14 protein-coding genes are annotated in these 19,470 nt (G+C 67.2%); 2 read left to right on the plus strand and 12 right to left on the minus strand.

Annotated features, from left to right (window positions below; all coding sequences use genetic code 11):
- Positions 1-8: 8 nt before the first annotated feature.
- The gene (locus tag IU514_RS09695) at positions 9-2,330 is read right to left on the minus strand and encodes a choice-of-anchor Q domain-containing protein (RefSeq protein WP_194930916.1); all 2,322 of its coding nucleotides are present in this window, start codon (positions 2,328-2,330) and stop codon (positions 9-11) included.
- A 596-nt stretch (positions 2,331-2,926) separates the two neighbouring features.
- Between IU514_RS09695 and IU514_RS09700 the strand changes: the two genes are divergently transcribed.
- Positions 2,927-4,495: a lipopolysaccharide biosynthesis protein gene (locus IU514_RS09700; RefSeq protein ID WP_194930917.1), complete on the plus strand. Its 1,569-nt coding sequence runs from the start codon at positions 2,927-2,929 to the stop codon at positions 4,493-4,495.
- An 18-nt stretch (positions 4,496-4,513) separates the two neighbouring features.
- On the plus strand, positions 4,514-5,263 hold the full coding sequence (locus IU514_RS09705) for a YdcF family protein (protein ID WP_194930918.1): 750 nt from the start codon (positions 4,514-4,516) through the stop codon (positions 5,261-5,263).
- A gap of 4 nt (positions 5,264-5,267) precedes the next feature.
- Here IU514_RS09705 and IU514_RS09710 read toward each other — a convergent pair whose 3' ends face one another.
- From IU514_RS09710 to IU514_RS09760, 11 genes are all read right to left on the minus strand, one after another.
- Complete coding sequence (locus tag IU514_RS09710; protein WP_324187819.1) at positions 5,268-6,902, minus strand: right-handed parallel beta-helix repeat-containing protein; 1,635 nt, start codon at positions 6,900-6,902, stop codon at positions 5,268-5,270.
- 2 nt (positions 6,903-6,904) lie between these two features.
- The gene (locus IU514_RS09715; protein ID WP_194930920.1) at positions 6,905-8,245 is read right to left on the minus strand and encodes an O-antigen ligase family protein; all 1,341 of its coding nucleotides are present in this window, start codon (positions 8,243-8,245) and stop codon (positions 6,905-6,907) included.
- Position 8,246: 1 nt separating this feature from the next.
- The gene (asnB, locus tag IU514_RS09720) at positions 8,247-10,124 is read right to left on the minus strand and encodes an asparagine synthase (glutamine-hydrolyzing) (RefSeq protein WP_194930921.1); all 1,878 of its coding nucleotides are present in this window, start codon (positions 10,122-10,124) and stop codon (positions 8,247-8,249) included.
- A gap of 3 nt (positions 10,125-10,127) precedes the next feature.
- A complete protein-coding gene (locus tag IU514_RS09725) occupies positions 10,128-11,315 on the minus strand; it encodes a glycosyltransferase family 4 protein (RefSeq protein ID WP_194930922.1) in 1,188 nt (395 codons plus the stop codon).
- Positions 11,312-12,490 carry a glycosyltransferase family 4 protein gene (locus IU514_RS09730; protein WP_194930923.1) on the minus strand — a complete coding sequence of 393 codons (1,179 nt, stop codon included), beginning with the start codon at positions 12,488-12,490 and terminating at the stop codon, positions 11,312-11,314. The genes IU514_RS09725 and IU514_RS09730 overlap by 4 nt, the downstream gene beginning before the upstream one ends.
- Positions 12,480-13,781: a glycosyltransferase family 4 protein gene (locus tag IU514_RS09735; RefSeq protein WP_194930924.1), complete on the minus strand. Its 1,302-nt coding sequence runs from the start codon at positions 13,779-13,781 to the stop codon at positions 12,480-12,482. The genes IU514_RS09730 and IU514_RS09735 overlap by 11 nt, the downstream gene beginning before the upstream one ends.
- Positions 13,778-14,959 (minus strand): glycosyltransferase family 2 protein, encoded by a 1,182-nt coding sequence (locus IU514_RS09740; protein ID WP_194930925.1) that lies wholly within the window; start codon positions 14,957-14,959, stop codon positions 13,778-13,780. The genes IU514_RS09735 and IU514_RS09740 overlap by 4 nt, the downstream gene beginning before the upstream one ends.
- A 106-nt stretch (positions 14,960-15,065) precedes the next feature.
- On the minus strand, positions 15,066-16,406 hold the full coding sequence (locus IU514_RS09745; RefSeq protein WP_194930926.1) for an outer membrane beta-barrel protein: 1,341 nt from the start codon (positions 16,404-16,406) through the stop codon (positions 15,066-15,068).
- Between the two features lie 24 nt (positions 16,407-16,430).
- Positions 16,431-17,174 carry a P-loop NTPase family protein gene (locus IU514_RS09750; protein WP_194930927.1) on the minus strand — a complete coding sequence of 248 codons (744 nt, stop codon included), beginning with the start codon at positions 17,172-17,174 and terminating at the stop codon, positions 16,431-16,433.
- The gene (locus IU514_RS09755) at positions 17,171-18,742 is read right to left on the minus strand and encodes an XrtA system polysaccharide chain length determinant (protein WP_194930928.1); all 1,572 of its coding nucleotides are present in this window, start codon (positions 18,740-18,742) and stop codon (positions 17,171-17,173) included. Before IU514_RS09755 ends, IU514_RS09750 begins: the two co-directional genes overlap by 4 nt.
- Positions 18,743-18,752: 10 nt before the next feature.
- On the minus strand, positions 18,753-19,373 hold the full coding sequence (locus IU514_RS09760; RefSeq protein WP_194930929.1) for an XrtA/PEP-CTERM system exopolysaccharide export protein: 621 nt from the start codon (positions 19,371-19,373) through the stop codon (positions 18,753-18,755).
- Positions 19,374-19,470 lie beyond the last annotated feature (97 nt).

Consider the following 19,470-nt stretch of genomic DNA (forward strand, 5'->3'; position numbering starts at 1 on the left):
AACGAGGATCAGTAGACCGAGAAGGTCGAGTTGGCGGTGGCCGTCTTGCTGCTGTAGGTAGCGGCAGAGGTCAGCTTGTAGGAGCCCTTCGAGCTCGAGCCGGTACCGGTCACGAAGCTCCAGCGGGCATAGCCATCAGCACCGGTGGTCACGGTCTTGACGATCGTGTCCACGCCATTCGGCTTGAGCGCGGTGAACTTCACGGTGGCGCCGCTGACAGCCTTGCCGTCGAGGAGCACACGCGAGCTCATGGTCACGGTCGAACCGGCGGCGTACGACGTCTTGTCGGTGCCCACGGTGTCGGTCAGGCCGGTCGGAGCCGGAGCGGTCGCCGAGCCGACGGTGAACGTCGAGTTGGCAGTGGCGCTCGCAGAGCCGCTGGTGGCGACGGCCGACAGCTGGTACGTGCCGATCGAGGTCGAACCGGTACCGGTGACGAAGTTCCAGCGGGCATAGCCGTCGGCGCCAGTGGTCACGGTCTTGACGATCTTGTCGATACCGTTCGGCTTGACCGCGGTGAACTTGACGCTGGCACCGCTGACGGCCTGGCCGTTGAGCAGCACGCGCGAGCTCATGTAGACGGTCGCACCGGCCGCATAGGCAGTCTTGTCAGTGGCAACGGTGTCGCTCAGGCCCGTGGCCGGCGGCGGGGTCGGGTCGGTCGTCGGCGGCAGAGTCGGATCGGTCGGCGGGTTGGTCGGCGGAGTGGTCGGCGGGGTGGTGCCACCGGCCTGGACCTCATAGGCACCGATGTCGGCCTGGGCACCCGACGGACGCGGAGCCAGCACGAAGTCGCTGTTCACGCCGCTGATGACCGGAACCTTGTCGATCACCGGGCTGCCGGCGAGCGGCTGCGCGTCGAACGAGGCGAGGTTCGTGTTGGTCAGCTTCGGATCCTGACAGACGCTGCCGGACGGGCACTGGCTGTTCTTGACGTTGTAGAACAGGTTGCCGGCGTAGCTCACCGTGGCCGTGCTGTTGTAGACGATGTGACCGATCGACTGCACGTTGGTGCCGGCGACGGCCGCCAGGTAGTACGGCTTGCCGATGATGGCGTTGTTCTGGATGTTCAGCTTCGCGGAAGCCGAACCGCCGGTGTTCATGATCGCACCCTGGCCTTCGCTGATGATCGTGTTGTGACGCACGTTCACCACGTTGCCGTCCACCATCGAGATCGACAGCGCGTTGCCGTTGGCGCGGCACTGGTCGCCGGCCTGCATGAAGCCCTTGCCGCTGTAGTAGCTGCAGTAGCCGGTCAGGACCGAGTTCTCGATCGTCGCGTTGCCGTTGGTCTTGAGCTGGTTGCCGGCATTGGCGTACGAGTGCAGGCGACGCACGGTCAGCGTGGTGCCGGCCTTGCCGTCGAGGTACAGCAGGTCGACGCCGTCGGACGTGTTGTGGTGGACGTCGGAGTCCTCGATCAGCCACTGGCCGCCGGTGTAGTAGGTGCCCAGACCGTCGCCGTAACCGCCGGCCTTCTGGCCCCAGCAGTTGACCTTCTCGCCGGTCGACGGGTTCTCACCGCAACCGTTGTAGGCGATTTCGACCTGGCGCAGGATCATCTGGCCGCTGTTGCTGCTCGACGATTCGCCGACGTTGCCGTCCCAGCCGGCCCAGCCGTTGGCGTTGATCTTGACGCGCTCCATCGTCCAGTTGGCGAGACCGCCGGCGTTGACGCCGTGCAGGCCCAGGCCATGGATGTTGAGGTCGTGCAGATAGACGTTGCTGGAGGCGCTGGCAGACAGGCCGATCGAGGCCCAGTTGCCGGTGGTGGCGCACTTGGCCGCAGCGTTGCTGTGGCCCTTGATGCACTGGTCCTTGTCGGTGATTTCGAGGTTACCGATCTCGACGTTGTTGCTGCCGTTGAGGTTCAGCACGCTCCAGGTGCCATTGGCGCCCCACAGCTTCGGTGCCTTGGAGCCGGTACCGAGGATGCGGGTCTTGGCAGTGGCGCTCGGGCCGCTGGGGATCTTGCTGAGCGAGCACGAGCTCTTGTCGCCGGTCGCACAGCCGCCGCCCATGCCGGGCGCGCCGTAGCCGATCATGTATTCACCGGAACCGATGTACAGCGTGTCGCCGCCGGCGATACGCGGCGTGCCGCTGTTCGGCAGCGCGAAATAAGGATGCTTCCACGCGCAGTTCTGACCGGTGCCGCTGCCGGAATAGGGAGCGTCAGCCTTGCCGTTACATTGCGTGGCGTCACCGCCGTCGGTACGGACGTAGAAGTTGGTGGCGGCCTGGGCGGAGCCCATGGCGGCGAAACCGATCGGGGCGAGGAGCAGGGAGAAAGCAGACTGCGTCAGAGCGCGACGCGAAATAGCGAGAGACATCAGGAATGAACTCCTGTAGGCCACCGTAGTAGCGGGAAGAAACGAGGTGGCACCTCCTTGAGCCAGGGGCGCATCCTAGGGACGGGTAGCCGGGCAAAATGTGGCACGCTTCACAAATCGTGCCCGCATGAGGTCACGGGTCCTTCACGGCCCCGTTCACGAATGTGGACCGTTCACAAAAGCCCGGATTCACTGAAATCAAGCGTAAAAACGCGGTTAACCGTGGCTGGGCACGGGTCACAGTTGCGCCGCGGCGCGCGGCTGCCGCGCATCCCCATGGGCTCGGCGCGGCCTGTTCACGGTTGAGCGGCGATCCCCGTTTTCATCCGTTCGTGGCGAACTTGAACCGCTTTTCAGCAAGCGGCGTGGCGGTGCATGCACGGCTGTACTGGCCGTTGGGTAGTCCCGCGCACGTTGGTTGATATGTGCCGACGCTGTGCCTTCCCCGCATGCGTCGTCGCCAAATCCACAACAAAGGCGGGCCGTGAGCGGGCAAGAACGATGCAGGCATTTCCCAAGATCGCGATGACCGCCCCTGTTTCCTGCGAACCACCCGACTTCCGCGATGCATGCCTCAGGCAAGGCGTGCGGGCTGCATGCGGCAGCATCAATGGGCGATGGCGCCGATGACGCCGCCGTCTGCCAACAGCATCAGCCAGGGCCAGTCGGCGGCATCCGTGAAACCCGCGAATACCGTCGGCGTCGGCAAGCACTACATGCGCTATTCCAGCGCGACCGTGCTGGTGATGCTGGCCGGGCTGATCTCGTTTCCGGCGCTGACGCGCCTGCTCGACAACACCCAGTACGGCATCCTCGGCTACTACGACACCTGGATCATGATGACCGTCGCGGTCATCAAGCTCGGCGCGCAGCACGCGATCCTCAGGCTTTATCCGTTCGGCGGCGACGAAACGCGGCTGACCCACTTCGCCACCAACCTCGTGTTCCTGCCGATGATCATCTCGGTGGCGTTGTGGAGCATCGGGATCATCGCCTTCAGCAGCGTCGCCTGGTGGCAGGGCGACACGATCCAGCCGGTGCTGTGGTGCGCGATCATTTCGATCCCCCTGCTGGTGTTCAACAGCCAGGTGGAGATGACGCTGCGCGTGAGCGAGCGTTCGCGACTGCTCACCACGACCAAGATCGCTTCGCGCTGGATGGAACTGGTCATCGTGCTGAGTGCGGTGGTGCTGATCCAGCGCAGCGCGCTGTCGGTATATGTCGGCAAGCTGCTGTCGATGTCGGTCGTGGTCATTTTCTATGCGCGCTGGGTGTACCAGCATCTGCACTTCTCGAGGAAATCGATCGACCTGACGGCGTACCGGGCTTCACTGCATTACAGCGTTCCGCTGGTCATCAATGAGATCGCCGGTGCGGCGCTGGTCTCCATCGACCGCGTGATGCTCAAGCACATGACAGGCGATTTTGCCGCCGTGGGCATCTACACCATCGGGTATGCGCTGGCGATGCAGCTGGGTGTGCTGGTCAACGCACCGATGTGGGACGCCTTCAACCCGGTGGCCAATCGCGTGCATGAAGTCGAGGGTGCCGCCAAGGTGCGGGCGTTGAAGGCCAAGGTGCTGCTGCCGGCGACCTACGCCTGCATCGGCGTGGCCGTGGCGATCTGGGCGATCGGTTCCGATGGGCTGCAGATGCTGAGCGGACCCGGCAAAGCGGCATCGGGCCCGGTGTTCGCCTGGGTCGGCACGATGTTCGCGCTGGTGCTGCTGCTGGACCTGAGCGGCTATGGCCTGCTGCTGCTCAAGCGATCGAAGACCGTGCTGGCCCTGATGCTGCTGGCGCTGGCGGTCAACATCGGGCTCAACCTGATCTGGATCCCGGCCTACGGCTACATGGGCGCGGTGTATGCCACCGTCGCCGGTTACATGACGCTGGGCATCTCGCGTTGCCTGTTGTGCCCGCGGGACCTGTTCCAGGGCCCCGATCCCCGCGCGCTGGCCACTGCGATCGGGGGCGCGGCTGCCTTCCTGGTGGCCGTGCACTTCGCCGACCTGTCGGCGTTCCACGCGCCATGGCAGCGGGTCCTGGCGGCTGGCGCATTGTGGATCGCGTGCTATGCGTTGCCGGTGCTCTTGCTGGATCATCGCGTCTGGCGCCTGATCACGCACTGGCGCACCGAGATGTCGTTGGGCCTGGGGCGCTGAGCAACCGAGGAAGAGGGGATGTGGCTGTTGTCGCCGTTGAGCTGGCTGCTGCTGGCAGGGGTCGGCGCCTGCGTCGCTGCACGGCGGCGCTCGCGGCGTTGGCTGCGCGCGTGCCTGGGGTTGGCTTTGCTTTCGGTGGTGGCGATGACGCCGCTGTTCGCCAATCTGCTGCTCGGATGGCTGGAGCGTCCGCTACCGGTGCCCGCGGATTGCAGCACATCGCCGCCTCGGGTGGCGGTGGTGCTGGCCGGTGGCGTGGACGCGATTTCCAGCGACGAGAACGACCTGTCCGTGCTCGGCGTGGCTTCGCGGCGCCGGATGGAGCGTGCTGTCGATTGGTGGCGTGAGGCGCCCGGACGCACGATCGTGATCGCCGGTGGCCCCGCCTGGCGCGGAGGAGTCGCAGAGAGCCGCTGGATGATCGGGCACGCGCGGCGCCTGGGTGTGCCGGCTGCGGTGCTGCGTGGCGAGACGCGTTCCTCGAATACGTGGGGGAACGCGCACGAACTGGCGGCACTCGTGCCGCCGTTGCCCAGGCGGGTGGTGCTGGTGAGCTCGGCGATGCACCTGCCGCGTGCGCGTTATGCGATGGAACGCGCGGGCTTCCAGGTTTGCCCGATCGCGACCGACTGGCGGCGGACCACCTTCGGCATTCCCGGCTACTTCATCCCACAGAGCAGCGCGTTGCTGAAGACCGAAGCGGCGCTGCATGAACTTGCGGGTTCGGCCTACTACCGTTGGCTGGCCTGGCGCGAACGGCGCGGCTGAGGATCTATTTCGCCGAACCCTTCGCCTGGATGGCGCCGATGTCGGGCGGGCTGCCGCGCGGCTTGCGTTGGAAATCGTCCTTGGGCAAGGGCAGTGCCTTGCCTGCGCCGATCAATGGGCTGCCGGCGCGCGGCGTCGCGTTGAAGTGGGCCATCGACTCGTCCGTCAGCGCGGGATCGCGCCCGCACACATTGCCGGATGGACAGAAGTCGCCCTTGAGCTTCCAGAACAGATTGCGTTCGAACACGACCGTGGCGTCGCTGTCGCTGGCGTAATGTCCGCATACCTCGTCGTGGCGGGAGGGGTCCTTCGACCGCCATTCGCTGCCGCCGAGGAATACGTTGTTCTGCACCAGCACCTTCGCGTCGCCGTTGCCTCCCTGCGTGATCAGCAGGCAATCGCCCTGGCCGGTGAGCGTGTTGTTGCGAAGTGTCGCGAGCGAACTGCCGGTCAGCGTCAGGGAGATGGTGTTGCCCATCGCGCGGCAATGGTCGGCCTCGATCATGTTCGAGGTGGGAAAGCTGGCGAAGTAGGCGCAACTGCCGACGGCGATGCTGTTCTCGATGGTCACCGGGCCGGCGGTCTTGATCTGGTTGCCTCCGTTGCCTTCGGCGCGAACGCGCCGGATCGTCACGCTGCCGCTGCCATCCATGTAGAGCAGGTCCAGTCCATCGGACGTGTTGTGGTGGACCAGCATGTCCTCGAACAGCCAGTCGCCGCCGCTGCGTGCGGTGCCGAGTCCGTCGCCGTAGCCGCCCTGTTTCTGCCCCCAGCAGCCGAACACCTGCTTGCCGGGATAGCGTTCGCCGCAGCCGTTCCAGGCGATCTCGCCGCCGCTGAAGACGATCCGTCCGGCGTTGGCGGAGCTGCCGCCCTTGTCCTGGCTGACGTTGCCGTCCCAGCCGCCCCAGCCATTGGCGCGCAGCTTCACGCGCTGCAGCGTCCAGTCGCGCAGGCGGCCGGCGCGGACACCATTGACCGCCATGCCGTGGATGTCGAGATCGCGCAGCAGCACATTTGAGGAGTCGCGGGCGTGGATGCCGTACTCGCCCCATTCGCCGAACGGTGCCGCGTCGCTGCGGCAGCGCGCCGTCTCGCCACGGGCGTCGGCGGCGGCATGGTTGTGACCCTTGATGCAGCTGCTGTGGTCGGTGATCTCCAGGCAGGCGATCTCGACATGCGAGCTGCCGTCGAGGTTTAGCACCGAGCGGGCACGCTCGGTGGCCCACAGCTCGGGTGGCTTGCCCTTGCATTGCCCGCTCGCGGAGCTGCCGAGGATTCGCGTCGGCTGTGAAGCCGAAGGGCCGCTGGGCACGGCGGCCATGACGCACTCTGCGCGTGCATCGCCGTCGCAGCCATCGGTATCGGGCGCGCCGAAGCCCATCATGTAGGCGCCATCGTGGATCACCAGCGTGTCGCCGCCGGCGATGCGAGGTGGCTTGCCCGGCGGCAGCGCGACGAAAGGATGCTTCCAGGCGCAGGCCTGGTCGCTGCCCTTGCCGGGATAGGGCGCATCGGCGCGGCCATTGCATTGCCCGCCGTCGCCGCCATCGCTGCGCACGTGCCAAGTCGTCGCGAATGCCGGAGTCGCAGCCGCAAGTTGCAACAGCACGCAGGCCAGCATGCAGGCGCGGTGCATGGTCACTTCGAGCCGATCCGGTAGCGTCCGGGCAGGACGCGCTCCGACAGCGGATAACGGCCCGCGATCGCCTCGGTCAGCGCGATGCGGGGCGTATCGGCTTCGCGGTGCGCCGCGAGTACGGCCCGGCGCTTCAGCAGGGTGTAGCGTTCCACCAGGCCGCACATGATCCAGAAATTGGCCATGACCAGGCCTTCGTGGAACGGCGAGCCGTAGAGGTTGCCCATCGCCATCGCGATCACGGCGACCGTGAATCCCAGTCCCAGCGCCTTGACCTCCACGTCGGCTTCGTCGCCGGATCTTCGCAGCGCCAGCGCCAGACGCAGCATGCGCCACAGCACCCAGAGCAGTGCGATGAGGCCGAGCGGTCCGCACTCGGCCAGCATCAGCACGTACATGTTGTGCGCGTCGAAGTTCTGGTACTCCGAGTAATCGCCGATCTTGCGGGGGAAGCGGTCGAGGCCGACGCCGGCGGGATGGTCTTTCCACATCTTCAATGCACCGCTCCAGATGTCGAAACGGCTGGCCGTGCTGACGTCGAGCTGTGCACGACCGGTACTGCTGTACTGCTGGGTCTCCGCGACACGCTGGGTCACGCCCGGTGGCAGCAGGCTGATCGCCGGAATGGCGGCGAGGCCGAGCAGCACGGCCAGCACCACATGGCGGCGCACCATGAGCAGGGCGACGGCGATGACCGCGATCAGATAGGACTGGCGCGAGTAGGTCAGCATGATTGCCGCCGCGACGATCGCGCAGCCGGCGATCGAGACGGCAGACCAGATCTTGCGTCCGCGCAGGAACAGCGCGAAGGCCGCGAACATCGGCAGGAACATCGCGAAGAACACGCCCGCGCGGTTGGCGGAGCGGTAGTCGCCGAATGGCCCGGCAAAGCGGTTGGTCTCGGAGTAGCCGGAAAACGCGTCGTTGGCCAGGCCCTGAAGCACCAGGTCGATGCCCGCAACGACCACCACGAGGAGGCTCAGGACGATCAGCTGCCGTGTCCCGCGCAGATCCTGCTTGCAGCGCCGGTAAACGAAGTACAGCAGCGGATAGAACACGAAGTTCTTGAGGCTGGTGAGGTCGGAGACACCATCGCCGGGCAGGGTGGTGACGGCGATGAAGTAGCCGATCACCACCGTCGCGAACAGGAACAGCAGCGGCGGCGTCAGCACGCCCATGGTATGGCGGGTCAGCTCGTCGCGCGGGGAGATGAGCAGGGCCATCACCACCATGATCAGCAGCAGGTTGGCGAGGTTGATCGACGGGATGCCGGTGTCGAGGGGCACGTACAGCAGGTTCGGCATCAGCACGATCGGGATGGCAAGGATCAGGCGCAGCAGCATTTCAGTTCCCCGCTGGCGTGGCATCGAGGAAGCGCTGCGCCCACAGCTCCAGGCAGATCACCTGCCACAGCGCTTCGCGGCGGTCGGCGCGTCCGCTGACGTGCTCGTCGAGCAGCGCACGCGCGGCGCGGTAGTCGCACAGCCCGCGTTCCCGGAAGGCGCGGCTGGTGAACAGGTCGGTGGCCATCCCGCGCAATGGTCCGCGGAACCACTGCGCCAGCGGGATCGCGAACCCCTGCTTGGGCTTGGTCAGCGAGCGCTGCGGCAACCAGCGCTCGGCGACGCGGCGCAGCAGAAACTTGCCGCGGCCGTGGCGAAGGCGGAACGATTCCGGCAGGCTCAGCGCGAAGCCGGCCAGCCGCGGTTCCAGGAACGGCGAACGGCCTTCCAGCGAGTTCGCCATTGCCATGCGGTCCAGCTTCACGAGGATGTCGTCGGGCAGGTAGCTCTGCAGGTCGATCGCGACGGCGCGATCGAGCGAAGAGCGTCCCGCGCCGAGATCGGCATCGGCCTCGTCCAGGAACGGCAGGTGGTAGTGGCGGTCGCCGCCTGCTTCTGGATGCAGCGCACGCGCGGTGTCGGCACGCATCAGCGCGACGCCGCTGAGGTAGCGATGCTCGCGCGGCAGTTGCAGGCGTTCGCCGATGCGGCCCAGCCGGCCGCCGAGCGGATCGGGCAGCAGCGCTCCGGCCACGCGCAGCGCCGCCGCCGCGGGACGGCCGAGCATGCCCAGTTGTTCGAGCGTCAGCAGTCGCAGGTAGCGGTCGTAGCCGCCGAAGAGTTCGTCGCCGCCATCGCCGGTCAGCACCATCTTCACGTGGCGTCGCGCCAGTTGCGAGACGAGAAACGTGGGGACCGCCGAGGAGTCCGCGAAGGGCTCGTCAAAGTGCCAGGCCAGTTCGTGCAGCAGCGACACCGCGTCGGGCTCGACCACCAGTTCGTGGTGTTCGGTGCCGAGATGGCGGGCCACCTGGCGCGCGTCGTCGAGTTCGCTGAAGTCGGCTTCCTTGAAGCCGATCGTGAAGGTCTTCACCGGCTGCGACAGGTGACGCGCCATCAGCGCGACGACGGTGCTGGAGTCGAGGCCGCCGCTGAGGAAGGCGCCGAACGGCACGTCCGACACCAGTCGGCTGGACACGGCCCGGTCGAGCAGTCCGGCCAGTTCCTCGATGGCGTCGGCTTCGCTGAGCGACGTCTTCGCTTCCAGGCTGGGACGCCAGTAGCGATGCAACTCGACGCGGCCGTCGCGGCAACGCAGCCAATGGCCCGGCGGCAGCTTGGAGACGCCGGCGAAGATGCTGCCCGGCGACGGCACGTAGCCGTAGGTCAGGAATGCGCGCAGCGCGTCCGGCGCGACGTCGCGCGGGCAGTCGGTCGACTGCAGCAGCGATTTGAGCTCGGAGCCGAACAGCAGGCGGCGCGCGTTGTTGGTGTAGTACAGCGGCTTCTCGCCGAAGCGGTCGCGGGCAAGCAGCAGGTCCTTGCTGCGACGGTCCCAGATCGCGATCGCGAACATGCCATCCAGCCGCGCGAACACGTCGGCGCCATGGCGCAGGTATCCCTGCAGGATGACCTCGCCGTCGCCATGGGTGCGGAAGACATGGCCTTCGCGTTCCAGTTCGCGGCGCAGTTCGCGGAAGTTGTAGATCTCGCCATTGAACACCAGGCAGACCTGGCCTTCGGCGGCATAGAGTGGCTGGTGGCCACCCTCGACGTCGATGATCGAAAGACGGCGCATGCCAAGCATCGCCTGCTCGTCGCAATGCAGTCCGTCGTCGTCGGGGCCGCGATGGCGGATCACGTCGATCATGCGACGTCCCAGCGGCGCCGATGGCGGCCTCTGGCCCGCGGAAACCACCATGCCTGCGATGCCGCACATGGCTCAGGCGCTCCCGTTCGGGACAGCGGTGGAGGCGACGGGTTGTGGCTCGCCGTCGTACAGCGCGACCAGTCTCTGGAGCACGCCGTCGAGGCCGGCCTGGCGGATGACGGTCGTGCGCGCGGACTCGCCCATCGCATGCCAGCGATCGCGATCCAGCGAGGCGGCCTCGTCGAGGCAGGAGGCCAGGCCGTTGCGGTCGCCGACCTCGAACAGCCAGCCGTTCTCGCGATGCCGCACGAAATCCTCGTTGCCGCTGATGCGGCTGGCCACCATCGGAAGCCCCGACGCCATGCATTCGAGCAGCGTGTTGGACAGGCCCTCCATCCGCGAAGGCAGGACGCCGATCGTGGCGTCCGCGAGCAGTGGCTCGATATCGCTGCGATGCCCGGTGAACGTCACGTGGCTGCCGATGCCCAGCGCCTTCACGTCGGCTTCGAGATGGGCCCGCTGTGGCCCGGTGCCGACGATCGTCAGGTGCGCCCGCGGATGGCGCGGCAGGATGTCGGCGAACGCGGCCAGCAGCGCAGGCAGCCCCTTCTCGCGCACCAGCCGGCCGATAAACAGGAATCGGGTTGGCTCGATCGCATCGCGCTCCGGAAGCAGGAAACGCGCCGCATCCACCGCGTTGGGTATCTCGGCGATGCGTTGCGGTGGAATGCCGCGCGAGGGCAGGGTTGCCGCGATCCGGTGACTGATCGCCTGCCAGGCATCGGCACGCATCAACACGCGACGCACCAGCCGGCCGCGCCAGCCCGAATCGGGTGACAGCGCACCCATCTCCAGATCCCAGGAGCCCGACACCTTGATGATCACGCGCTTGCCGAGCCAAGGGCCGAGCAGGGCGCACACGACGCCCCATTGCCGGGCGACGTGGACGTGCCAGACATCGAAGTCATCGCGATGACGCACGAGGAAGCGCGCCAGTGCCAGCCACAGCGCCGGTCCGCCGATGAACCGGATCTGCGGATAGCGAAGCCGGTACACCGGCACGTTGTCGACGTGCGAGAACTCGAGCTTGGGTGCATGGTCGGTGAGCGGCGCCACCACGGCGACCTGAAATCCACGCGCATGCATGGTCCGGGTCAGCGTGCGCACCTGCGCCTCGGCGCCGCCTCCGCGCTCAGGCGGATAGGGGCCATCCAGCACCATCAGGACGCGTGCATGGACAGTGGCGTCGTCGCGGCTCATGTGCGGTCGTCCATGGCGGAACGGCCGGGAAGGCGGCCACCGCTGCGGGTGGTGCGGGGTTCGGGTCCGCGCAGGACGCGGTCGTAGACCTCGGTGGTGTCGGCGACCATTGCCGGCACGGTATGACGCTCGTGCACCTGGCATTGCGCCTGCGCGGAGACGCGCTCGCGGAACGCCGGATCGGTCGCCAGGCGGCGCAGGCAGGCACCGAGCGCATGGTGATCGTCGTTGGCGAACAGCAGGCCGGTGCGCCGGTCTTCGATCAGTTCGCGGTTGCCGCCGACGGCCGACGCGATCACGGGACAGCCCACCGCCATCGCTTCCAGCACGGCGTTGGACATGCCTTCCTGGCACGAAGGCAGCACGAGGAAGTCGGCGGCCTGCATGAGGTCGGTGGCGTCGCGCCGCTCCCCGAGGAAACTGATGTCGGCCGTCAGCCCCGTGGATGCGACCATCATGCCGAGGTCGTCGCGCAGCGGACCGTCACCGGCAATGGCCATCCACGGCCGCGATTGAGGCGACAGGCCGGCGAGTGCCCGGACCATGCAGGCGGGGTTCTTTTCGCGCACCAGGCGGCCGACGAACAGCCCGAAGGCGCGTCCCTCCGGTGCGCCGATGCGTGCGCGAAGCGCGGCGCGCTGGCGTTCGCCGAGCATCGCGGGAATGTCCACGCCATTGGCGACGATGTCGAAGCGCTCCAGCGGTACGCCGGTGCGCATCGACGTCGCCTGCGCGCAAGCCCGTGCGTTGGCGATGATGGCGTCGCTGCGGCCGAGCACGAAGCGCTTGAGCTTCCAGAAGCGGGGCGACTCGCTCAGGTACAGCCCGCGCACCGACGAGATCTGTCGCGGGGCGTGCCGTACGAGCATCCGCGCCACGGCCGTCCACAGCTCGGCGGTCATCGAGAATGCGTGGACGAGGTCGTAGCGGCCCTCGCGCAGCAGCGAGGCATAGCGCAGCACGAAACCAGGATCGAGGCGTCCTTCCTTGGGCAGGTGATGCACGAGGATGCCCAGATCTTCGACCTCGTCGATCAGGAACGAGGGATTGCGGAAATACAACAGCTCCGGTTGCCAGCGCGTGCGGTCCAATCCGCGCAGCAGATGCGTGATCTGGCGCTGGCTGCCGCCGACCTCCATCTCGTCGCTCACCACCAGCAGTCGCTTAGCGGCCATGCACCACCTCCGCCATGTAACCGTGCAGGCGGGAGGCTTCCTTGCGCGCGTCGAAGGCGTGCTCGATGCGGGCGCGGGCACGCGCGGCCAGGCGCGCGCGCAACTCGGGTTCTGCGAGCAGTTGCTGGATCGCGTCGGCCAGGGCTTCGGGATCGCGCTCCGGCACCAGCAGGCCGTCGCGGTTGTCCTCGATCAGCTCGGGAATGCCCGACACGCGCGTGCTGATCACCGGACAGCCACTGGCCATCGCCTCCATCAGCGCCACGGGGATGCCGTCGCGGTTGCCATCGTCGGCCACTTCCGAGGGGAGCACGAACAACGTTGCCGAGTTCATCGATCCGCGCACGACGTCCTGCGTCTGCGCGCCGGCGAAGTCGATCATGTCGGCCACGCCACAGTCGTGCGCGAACTGGCGCAGTTCGTCGTCGAGCGGACCGGAGCCGATCAGCCGGCAGTGCAGGTGGGCTCCGCGTTCGCGCAGCAGTCGCAGGGCGTCGATGAGGGTTGCGAAGCCCTTGATCGGATCGAGCCGGCCGACGGCGAGCAGGGTTGCCGTGGAGCGGTTGTGGGGCTGCCATGCGTTGCGGTCGAGGTCGACGCCGCAATGCACCACCTTGAGTTTGTCGCTGGCCCTGGGCGTCGCATGCGAACTGAGCCAGTCGACATTGAAGTGCGAAATGGTGACGGCAAGCGCCGAGTCGTCGATCTTGCGCGCCAGCATCTGCCGTTCGATGAAGATGTCGTGCGCATGGCAGGTGAAGCTGAAAGGACGGTGCAGCACGCGGCCGAGCACCCATGCCACCGTGGTGGGATAGGTCGCCCAGTGGGCGTGGATCAGCTGCGGATCGAAGCGCCGCAGCCACGCCACGTGCTCAAGACCGCGCAACACGGACACCAGCGACTTCACCGCGACGACGGGGTGCCGCCAGCTGTCGGCGACGATGGCAGCCAGCGAACCGAGCACCTGGCGGGGTTCGCGCAACGTGACGGCCAGCGATCCGAAGATCGTGCCCAGCAGATGGGGATGCCTCACGCGGTCGAGGAGCGGCGCCGACTCGCGCTGGATGGGATGCGGCGATGGCGCCTTCAGCGACAGGATGCGCACGTCCACGCCCTCGGAAACCAGCGTGGCGATCTCGCGGGCGATGAAGGTTTCATGCAGGCAGGGGAACTGCGAGACGACATACACCACCCGCCGCAGCGGAGCATGGCCCGTGGCAGCCGACGGCGCGACGGTGTCCGTCGCGGCTTGTTGCGGCAGCGTCGCTTGCATGGGAGCGGGTTCGCTCATCGGTACAGCTCCCGGTGCGGCGTCGTCCGCCAGAGGTGGGCGTTTGGATTGCGCACGTAATCGGCCAGCCCGAGCAGGGCGCTGGCGTTGAGGCTCAGGAATGCCGCGGCGATGCGTGCCGGCATCCAGGCCCGCGCGAGCGCCGGCACGCCACGGCCGAGCAGTGCCAGCGCATAGGCGGCCAGTTGCAGCAGGAACAGGATCAGATAGACGCGACCGCCCAGCACGGCCAATGCCGCGTTGCTGGCCAGTGCCAGCAGCATCAGCCACGGCGCGAGAAGACGCAGCCATTTGTGGCCCCACAGCCGCCACGCCAGCGGATGCGCGCCCGGCACGGCCAGTTGCGGCCAGCGATGCAGCAGCTGGTAGTTGCCGCCGAGCGTGCGCCGCTTGCGTGTTTCCTCGACGGCCGGATCGCTGGCGGCGGCGTCGTAGGCCAGTGCCTGCGGGACGAACACGACGCGGTAGCCAGCGGACGCGATCCGCAGCGGGATCCACATGTCGTCGAGCACGATGCCGGCGGGCACGTCGCCGATCACGCTGCGCCGCGCCGCATAGAGCGCGCCGGTGACTCCCACCAGCGAGCCGCTGGCGCTCTCCAGGCGGCGGATAAGCTTCTCGTAGCGCCAATACGCATCGATGCCCCGGCCGAAACCGTCGGCGGCCTCGAATACCAGTTCGCCGCTGGCGGCACCCACGTGGTCGTCCGCCAGCGCCGCGGCCAATGCGCGCAGCGCACCGGCATCCACGCGTTGGCGCACGTCGGTGAACAGCACGATGTCGGCGTCGAGCGAGCCCAGCGTGGCACCGATGCAGGCGGACTTGCCCCGGCGCTCGCGATGCGTGAATACGCGCACGCGCGCAGGATCCGCCAGGTGCGCGATGGCTTCGGTCCCGTCGCCGCAACCGTCGCAGACGACGTTGATCCGCAGCCGGTCCGATGGGTAGTCCAGCGACAGCAGGTTTCGCAGTTTGGCGTCGAGCTGGCCCGCGGCATCGTGCACGACCAGCAGCACATCGACCCGGGGTGTCTGTGCGCTCGACCGTACCGGCCGCGGCCGCAACCGTGCCAGGGCCGCCATCAGCAGCGGATAGCCGGCGTAGGTGAAGAGGAGGGCGCCGACGCTGAGCCAGAACGCCAGCCCGAAAATCGCAACCCCCGGCGATACGGACGGCATGGTCAGCCCTCCTGGCCGGGAGCCCGCCGCACTGGCTGGCTGCCGGGCCGATCCGGCTGTGTCGAGCGACGTCGGAGGGCAGGAGCCATTCGCATGGAGGAAGTCTTCAGCGTCGATAGATCACGGTGAGGGTGACGGAGTTGGCTTCATAACTGCGTCCCGCCTCGTTGCTGTCGCGGTCCAGGTATTCGTAGTCGAAGCGGCCAATCCAGTGCCGCGTGAACTGCTGTTCCAGGCCCACACCCACGACCAGGTTGTCGTCCTCGCGGTCGGTGTCGTCGTAGTCGCGATTCTCGTACCCCGCCAGGAAGGACAACGTCGTCAGCGGCCGCAGCCGGTAATCGACGTCGAACAGCGCGCCGGCCCGGACCTGATCCTCGGCCAGGTCATCCAGGTACTCGAAGCTGCGGTAGTACGGTTGCACGCGGAAGGTGGTTCGCTCGCTCTTGTACTGGTAGACGAGCTTGCCCATGCGCTCGCGATACACCTCGGGCTGGACCAGGATGTCCGGATAGGCGAGGTAGATGAGGTCGCGGTTGGAGAAATCGAACGTCGGCGTGACCAGGTTCTGCGTGGCGTCCGTGTACTGGTAGCGCGCGGTCAGTCCGAGCAGGCTGCGCGAGGAGAAGCGCCAGTCGGCGCGCGCACGCACCAGTGCGCCGGAGTCCTTGTCCGGGCTGATGTCGCGGTCGAGTTCGGTATAGCCAAGATCGACGTCGAAGCTCAGTTGCGGTCCCTTGCGGCCGTAGCCGACATAGGCGTCGTAGCGCTTGTAGTCGGCCCGTTCGCCTTCGGGGTCGTAGTTGATGTCCGCCCCCTCCAGGTTGCCGGTGATGTAGGAGACGGCGTCGATGTCGTGACGCACCCGCGCGGCCGCGCCGTAACGGTCGCCATTGAAGTCCTCGCTGGTCTCGGCCCAGCTGTTGCCGTAGCGCAGGTCGAACTGGCCCCGGGTGGCGGCGCCGAAGCGCGCATACAGCGTGGGTCCGGTGACGAACAGGTTGACCTGCTGCACGTTGTCGGGCGAGTAGGAATCCAGTTCGTCGATCTGCTGCGGACTGAAATAGTCCTGGAAGACCCAGTCGAAGCGGTCCGGCACGATCATCCAGTCCAGCGTGCCGGAGAACTTGCCGCGGAAATCGTCGTCGAAGTTGTTCTGCAGGTAGATCGGATAGAACAGGTCGCCGCGGGCCTGCAGCTTGATGTGCGAGCTGTCCTCCTCCGCGGTGAACCGCACCACCGGGCTCAGCACGGTGTCGCTGACCTCGTTGTCCTCGGTCAGGCTGAGGTTGTCGCCGTACTTCAGCGACAGGCCGACGTCGTACTCCAGGTCGAGCGCCCCCGACGTGCCCGGCAGGACCGCCAGCAGCGAGAGCAGCAGGGCCGTTCTGCGGATGCGTCGCGGAGCGCGGTGGATGGCGGATTGCCCCTTGCGAGCGATCGTCATGGATTGCCCCTCATGAGCCGGTCCTCACACGCCCTGGTTGAACACGACGCCGGCGAACTTGTTCGGATCGAAGTTGGCCGCGGCCTGTGCGATCGCGGCGGGACTGTCGCGCCCGTAGCCGGCGACCAGCACCACGATGTCGGCCAGGTCCGACAGGATGCGCGCGTCGGGACCGGAGCTGACCGGTGGTCCGTCGAGCAGCAGGTAACGCGCCGGGTAACGGTTGCGCAGCGTGTCCAGCAGCAGGTGCATGCGGAACGAAGAGAAATACTCGCCGCCGAACTCGTCCGGCGAACCGGCCGGGATCAGGCGCAGTCTCGGCACGCCGGTCTCGTAGACGATGTCGCCGAGATCCGTTTCCGGGTCGCGCAGGTAGTCGGTCAGGCCGCCGCGCACCGGTTCGATGCGCATCGTGGTGTGCTGGCTGGGATGGTAGGGATTGCAGTCCAGGACCATCGCGCTGCGCGTGTCGTGGAAAGCGAACGCCGCGGCGAGGTTGCGGCACACGTAGCTGGCGCCGCTGCCCGGGCTGACCGCCGTCACCAGCGTGACGAAATTGTGGCCGTCCGCGGTCGCCTGCAGGCGCGTGCGCAGGTCGCGGAAGGCGTTGACCTCGGGTCGGGGCGCCAGGCTGTTGCTGATGATCGACCGTTCCTGCAACTGTGCAGGTGTCAGCGTCTGGCGCTCCATCGCCGGAGTGACATTGCGGTCGGATGCCGGCCGTTCGATATCGCCGTTGCGCGGTGACAGCGTGCTGGGCTGGTTCATTGGGCGAGGATCCATCGGGCGGACAGGGCGAGTCCGTAGGCCACGGGCACCACCAGGACCAGCAGGCATGCCAGTCGCAGCTTGTGCCTGGATTCGGCGCGACGACTCTGCGTGTTCTGCATCGGGATCGTCCCGAGCACGGGCAGGCCGGCGAGTTGCTCCACCTGCGCCGGCGAGCGGACGCGGTTGTCCATCCTCAGCATGCCGAGCAGGAACAGCAGCGGCGCGATGACCGCCAGGAACAGGCCGATGCCGGCCACGTGCACCAGGCGCAGTCCGCCGCTGGGCTGCAGCGGGATGGCCGCAGGTTCGAGCACGCGGAACGTCAGGCCCTTCTTGCTCGTGTCCATGTCCATCGCGACCTGGGCGTTCTCGCGGCGCTTGAGCAGGTCCTTGTAGACGTCGCGGTTCACTTCATAGTCGCGTGTCAGGTCGGACATCTCACCGCTGGCCTCGGCGACGCGGTCGCTGCGCGCCATCTCTTCCTGCAGCAGTTGCTGGCCGAGCGCGATGCGGGACGCCGAAGCCGCGCCGCGGCCGCGGGCATCGGCCACGCGCGTGGAAAGTTCGCCATAGGCCGGGTTGAGTGTCCCGCCGGTGGATGCGCCTTTCGGCACCACCAGCGTCGTTTCCGATGCGGCACTGCTGCGCACGCCGTTTTGCAGGTCGCGGATCTGGCTGTTGATGCGAACCACGTCCGGATGCTGGTCGGTGTAGCTCAGCAGCAGGCGGTTGCGCTCGGCGACCAGTTCGGCCATCTGCACCTGCATCTGGCTGCCACGGCTCTGCATCATGCCGAGCGGGCTCTGGCGCGAAAGCGCGGAGCGCATGGCGCCTTCCTGCGCCTGCGCATCGAGCAGATCCATGCGCGCGTCGTCGACCGCGCGACGCAGCTCGGCGATGCGACGGACGACATCTTCGTCGGAGCCTGCCCGTGCGTCGGGATTGGCTTTGCGGAACGCGGCCAGCTTGGCTTCCGCGTCGCGCAGCCGGGTGCTGTAGCGCGAGACCTGGCCGCTGATGAACTCGTAGGCGCTCCTGGCCTGGCTGGCTCGCGCCGCGAGACTTTCCTCGATGATCATCTCGCCGAGCTTGCCTGTGACCCGGTACGCACGCAGCGGACTGCTGTCGGTGTAGCTCACGCGCACCACGTTCGGCAGTTGCTTGGACGAGGTGATCTCGGTGTTCTGCGCGATCTTCTTGATCAGCTGTTCCTGCTCGAGCGCGCTCGGATGGCTGTCCATCCAGCCGCCGGCCTTGAGCACCTCACGCATCACCTTGCGGCTGAAGGCCACCTCCCGTGCGATGGCTGCACGGTCGACGACTTCGGCGTTCGCGGCGGACTTGCCTGTCGCCAGCGTGTTCTCGTCCACCATGATCGTGGTGGTGGACGAATAGTTCTTCGACAACGTCAGGCCGAAGAACAGGGCGCCGAGCGCGATCGCGGCGAAAATCGCAGCGAGGAACACGGGGCGGCGGCGAGTCTCCTCGAAGACGACGGGCAATAGCGTTGCCGCCGTCGGCAGGCGACTCTCGGGGGCGGTCCACTCGACAAGTGCGGTGCTCATGACGCCGAGCTCAAAGCGCGCGCTCGGGCACGGTGATCACATCGCCGGGCGCAACGGCGTAGTTGGTCGCCAGGTCGCCACGGTTGAGGATGCGATCGAGCTTGACCGCATAGTTGACGGTGTCCTGCCCGTTCTTGCGATACAGCCCGGAGCGGTCAGGCGCCGCGAACTCGGTGACGCCACCGGCGGCGAGCACCGCGTCGAGCACGGTCATGCCCTGGCGGTACGGAATCGACACCGGCGTGCGCACGGCACCGGTCACGCGCACGCGCGACAGGTATTCGTGGCTGCGCAGTTCGGTGAGGATCACCGTGACCTGCGGCTCGCGCACGTAGGTAGCGAGCTTGCTCTGGACTTCCTTGGCGACTTCGTCGGGCAGGCGGCCCGCGGCGGTCACGTCGCCGACCAGCGGCACGGTGATGTTGCCGTCGGGACGCACGGGAGCGGTGATGCTCAACTCGGGACTGCGCCACACCGATACCTGCACGACGTCATCGACGCCGATGCGGTACGCCGAGGCCGTGGTCGGCACGTCGGCGGGAGGTGCGGTGGAAACGGCACCACTGGAGCTCGCGCACGCGGCCAGCAGCAGGGAAACACATACAGCCCACAAACCGATCACGACGCGCATGGCTTTTCTCCGGTATACGCCCTAATTCCGAACGCCTCTGGCGGTTTAACCCGGCCAGCCGAAGCGCCCGGGACATGCAAACCCGGGGCCAACCCGG

Origin of the sequence: Lysobacter niastensis, assembly GCF_015453285.1 — a bacterium.
In the GTDB taxonomy this organism is placed as follows: domain Bacteria; phylum Pseudomonadota; class Gammaproteobacteria; order Xanthomonadales; family Xanthomonadaceae; genus Lysobacter_J; species Lysobacter_J niastensis.

Excerpts from the sequence above, each read along its gene's own strand:
- IU514_RS09745 (WP_194930926.1), bottom strand. The coding sequence starts at position 16,406 with ATGACGATCGCTCGCAAGGGGCAATCCGCCATCCACCGCGCTCCGCGA.
- IU514_RS09700 (WP_194930917.1), top strand. The coding sequence starts at position 2,927 with ATGCGGCAGCATCAATGGGCGATGGCGCCGATGACGCCGCCGTCTGCC.
- IU514_RS09760 (WP_194930929.1), bottom strand. The coding sequence starts at position 19,373 with ATGCGCGTCGTGATCGGTTTGTGGGCTGTATGTGTTTCCCTGCTGCTG.
- IU514_RS09715 (WP_194930920.1), bottom strand. The coding sequence starts at position 8,245 with ATGCTGCTGCGCCTGATCCTTGCCATCCCGATCGTGCTGATGCCGAAC.
- IU514_RS09750 (WP_194930927.1), bottom strand. The coding sequence starts at position 17,174 with ATGAACCAGCCCAGCACGCTGTCACCGCGCAACGGCGATATCGAACGG.
- IU514_RS09740 (WP_194930925.1), bottom strand. The coding sequence starts at position 14,959 with ATGCCGTCCGTATCGCCGGGGGTTGCGATTTTCGGGCTGGCGTTCTGG.
- IU514_RS09755 (WP_194930928.1), bottom strand. The coding sequence starts at position 18,742 with ATGAGCACCGCACTTGTCGAGTGGACCGCCCCCGAGAGTCGCCTGCCG.
- IU514_RS09725 (WP_194930922.1), bottom strand. The coding sequence starts at position 11,315 with ATGAGCCGCGACGACGCCACTGTCCATGCACGCGTCCTGATGGTGCTG.
- asnB (WP_194930921.1), bottom strand. The coding sequence starts at position 10,124 with ATGTGCGGCATCGCAGGCATGGTGGTTTCCGCGGGCCAGAGGCCGCCA.
- IU514_RS09730 (WP_194930923.1), bottom strand. The coding sequence starts at position 12,490 with ATGGCCGCTAAGCGACTGCTGGTGGTGAGCGACGAGATGGAGGTCGGC.
- IU514_RS09735 (WP_194930924.1), bottom strand. The coding sequence starts at position 13,781 with ATGAGCGAACCCGCTCCCATGCAAGCGACGCTGCCGCAACAAGCCGCG.
- IU514_RS09695 (WP_194930916.1), bottom strand. The coding sequence starts at position 2,330 with ATGTCTCTCGCTATTTCGCGTCGCGCTCTGACGCAGTCTGCTTTCTCC.
- IU514_RS09705 (WP_194930918.1), top strand. The coding sequence starts at position 4,514 with ATGTGGCTGTTGTCGCCGTTGAGCTGGCTGCTGCTGGCAGGGGTCGGC.
- IU514_RS09710 (WP_324187819.1), bottom strand. The coding sequence starts at position 6,902 with ATGCACCGCGCCTGCATGCTGGCCTGCGTGCTGTTGCAACTTGCGGCT.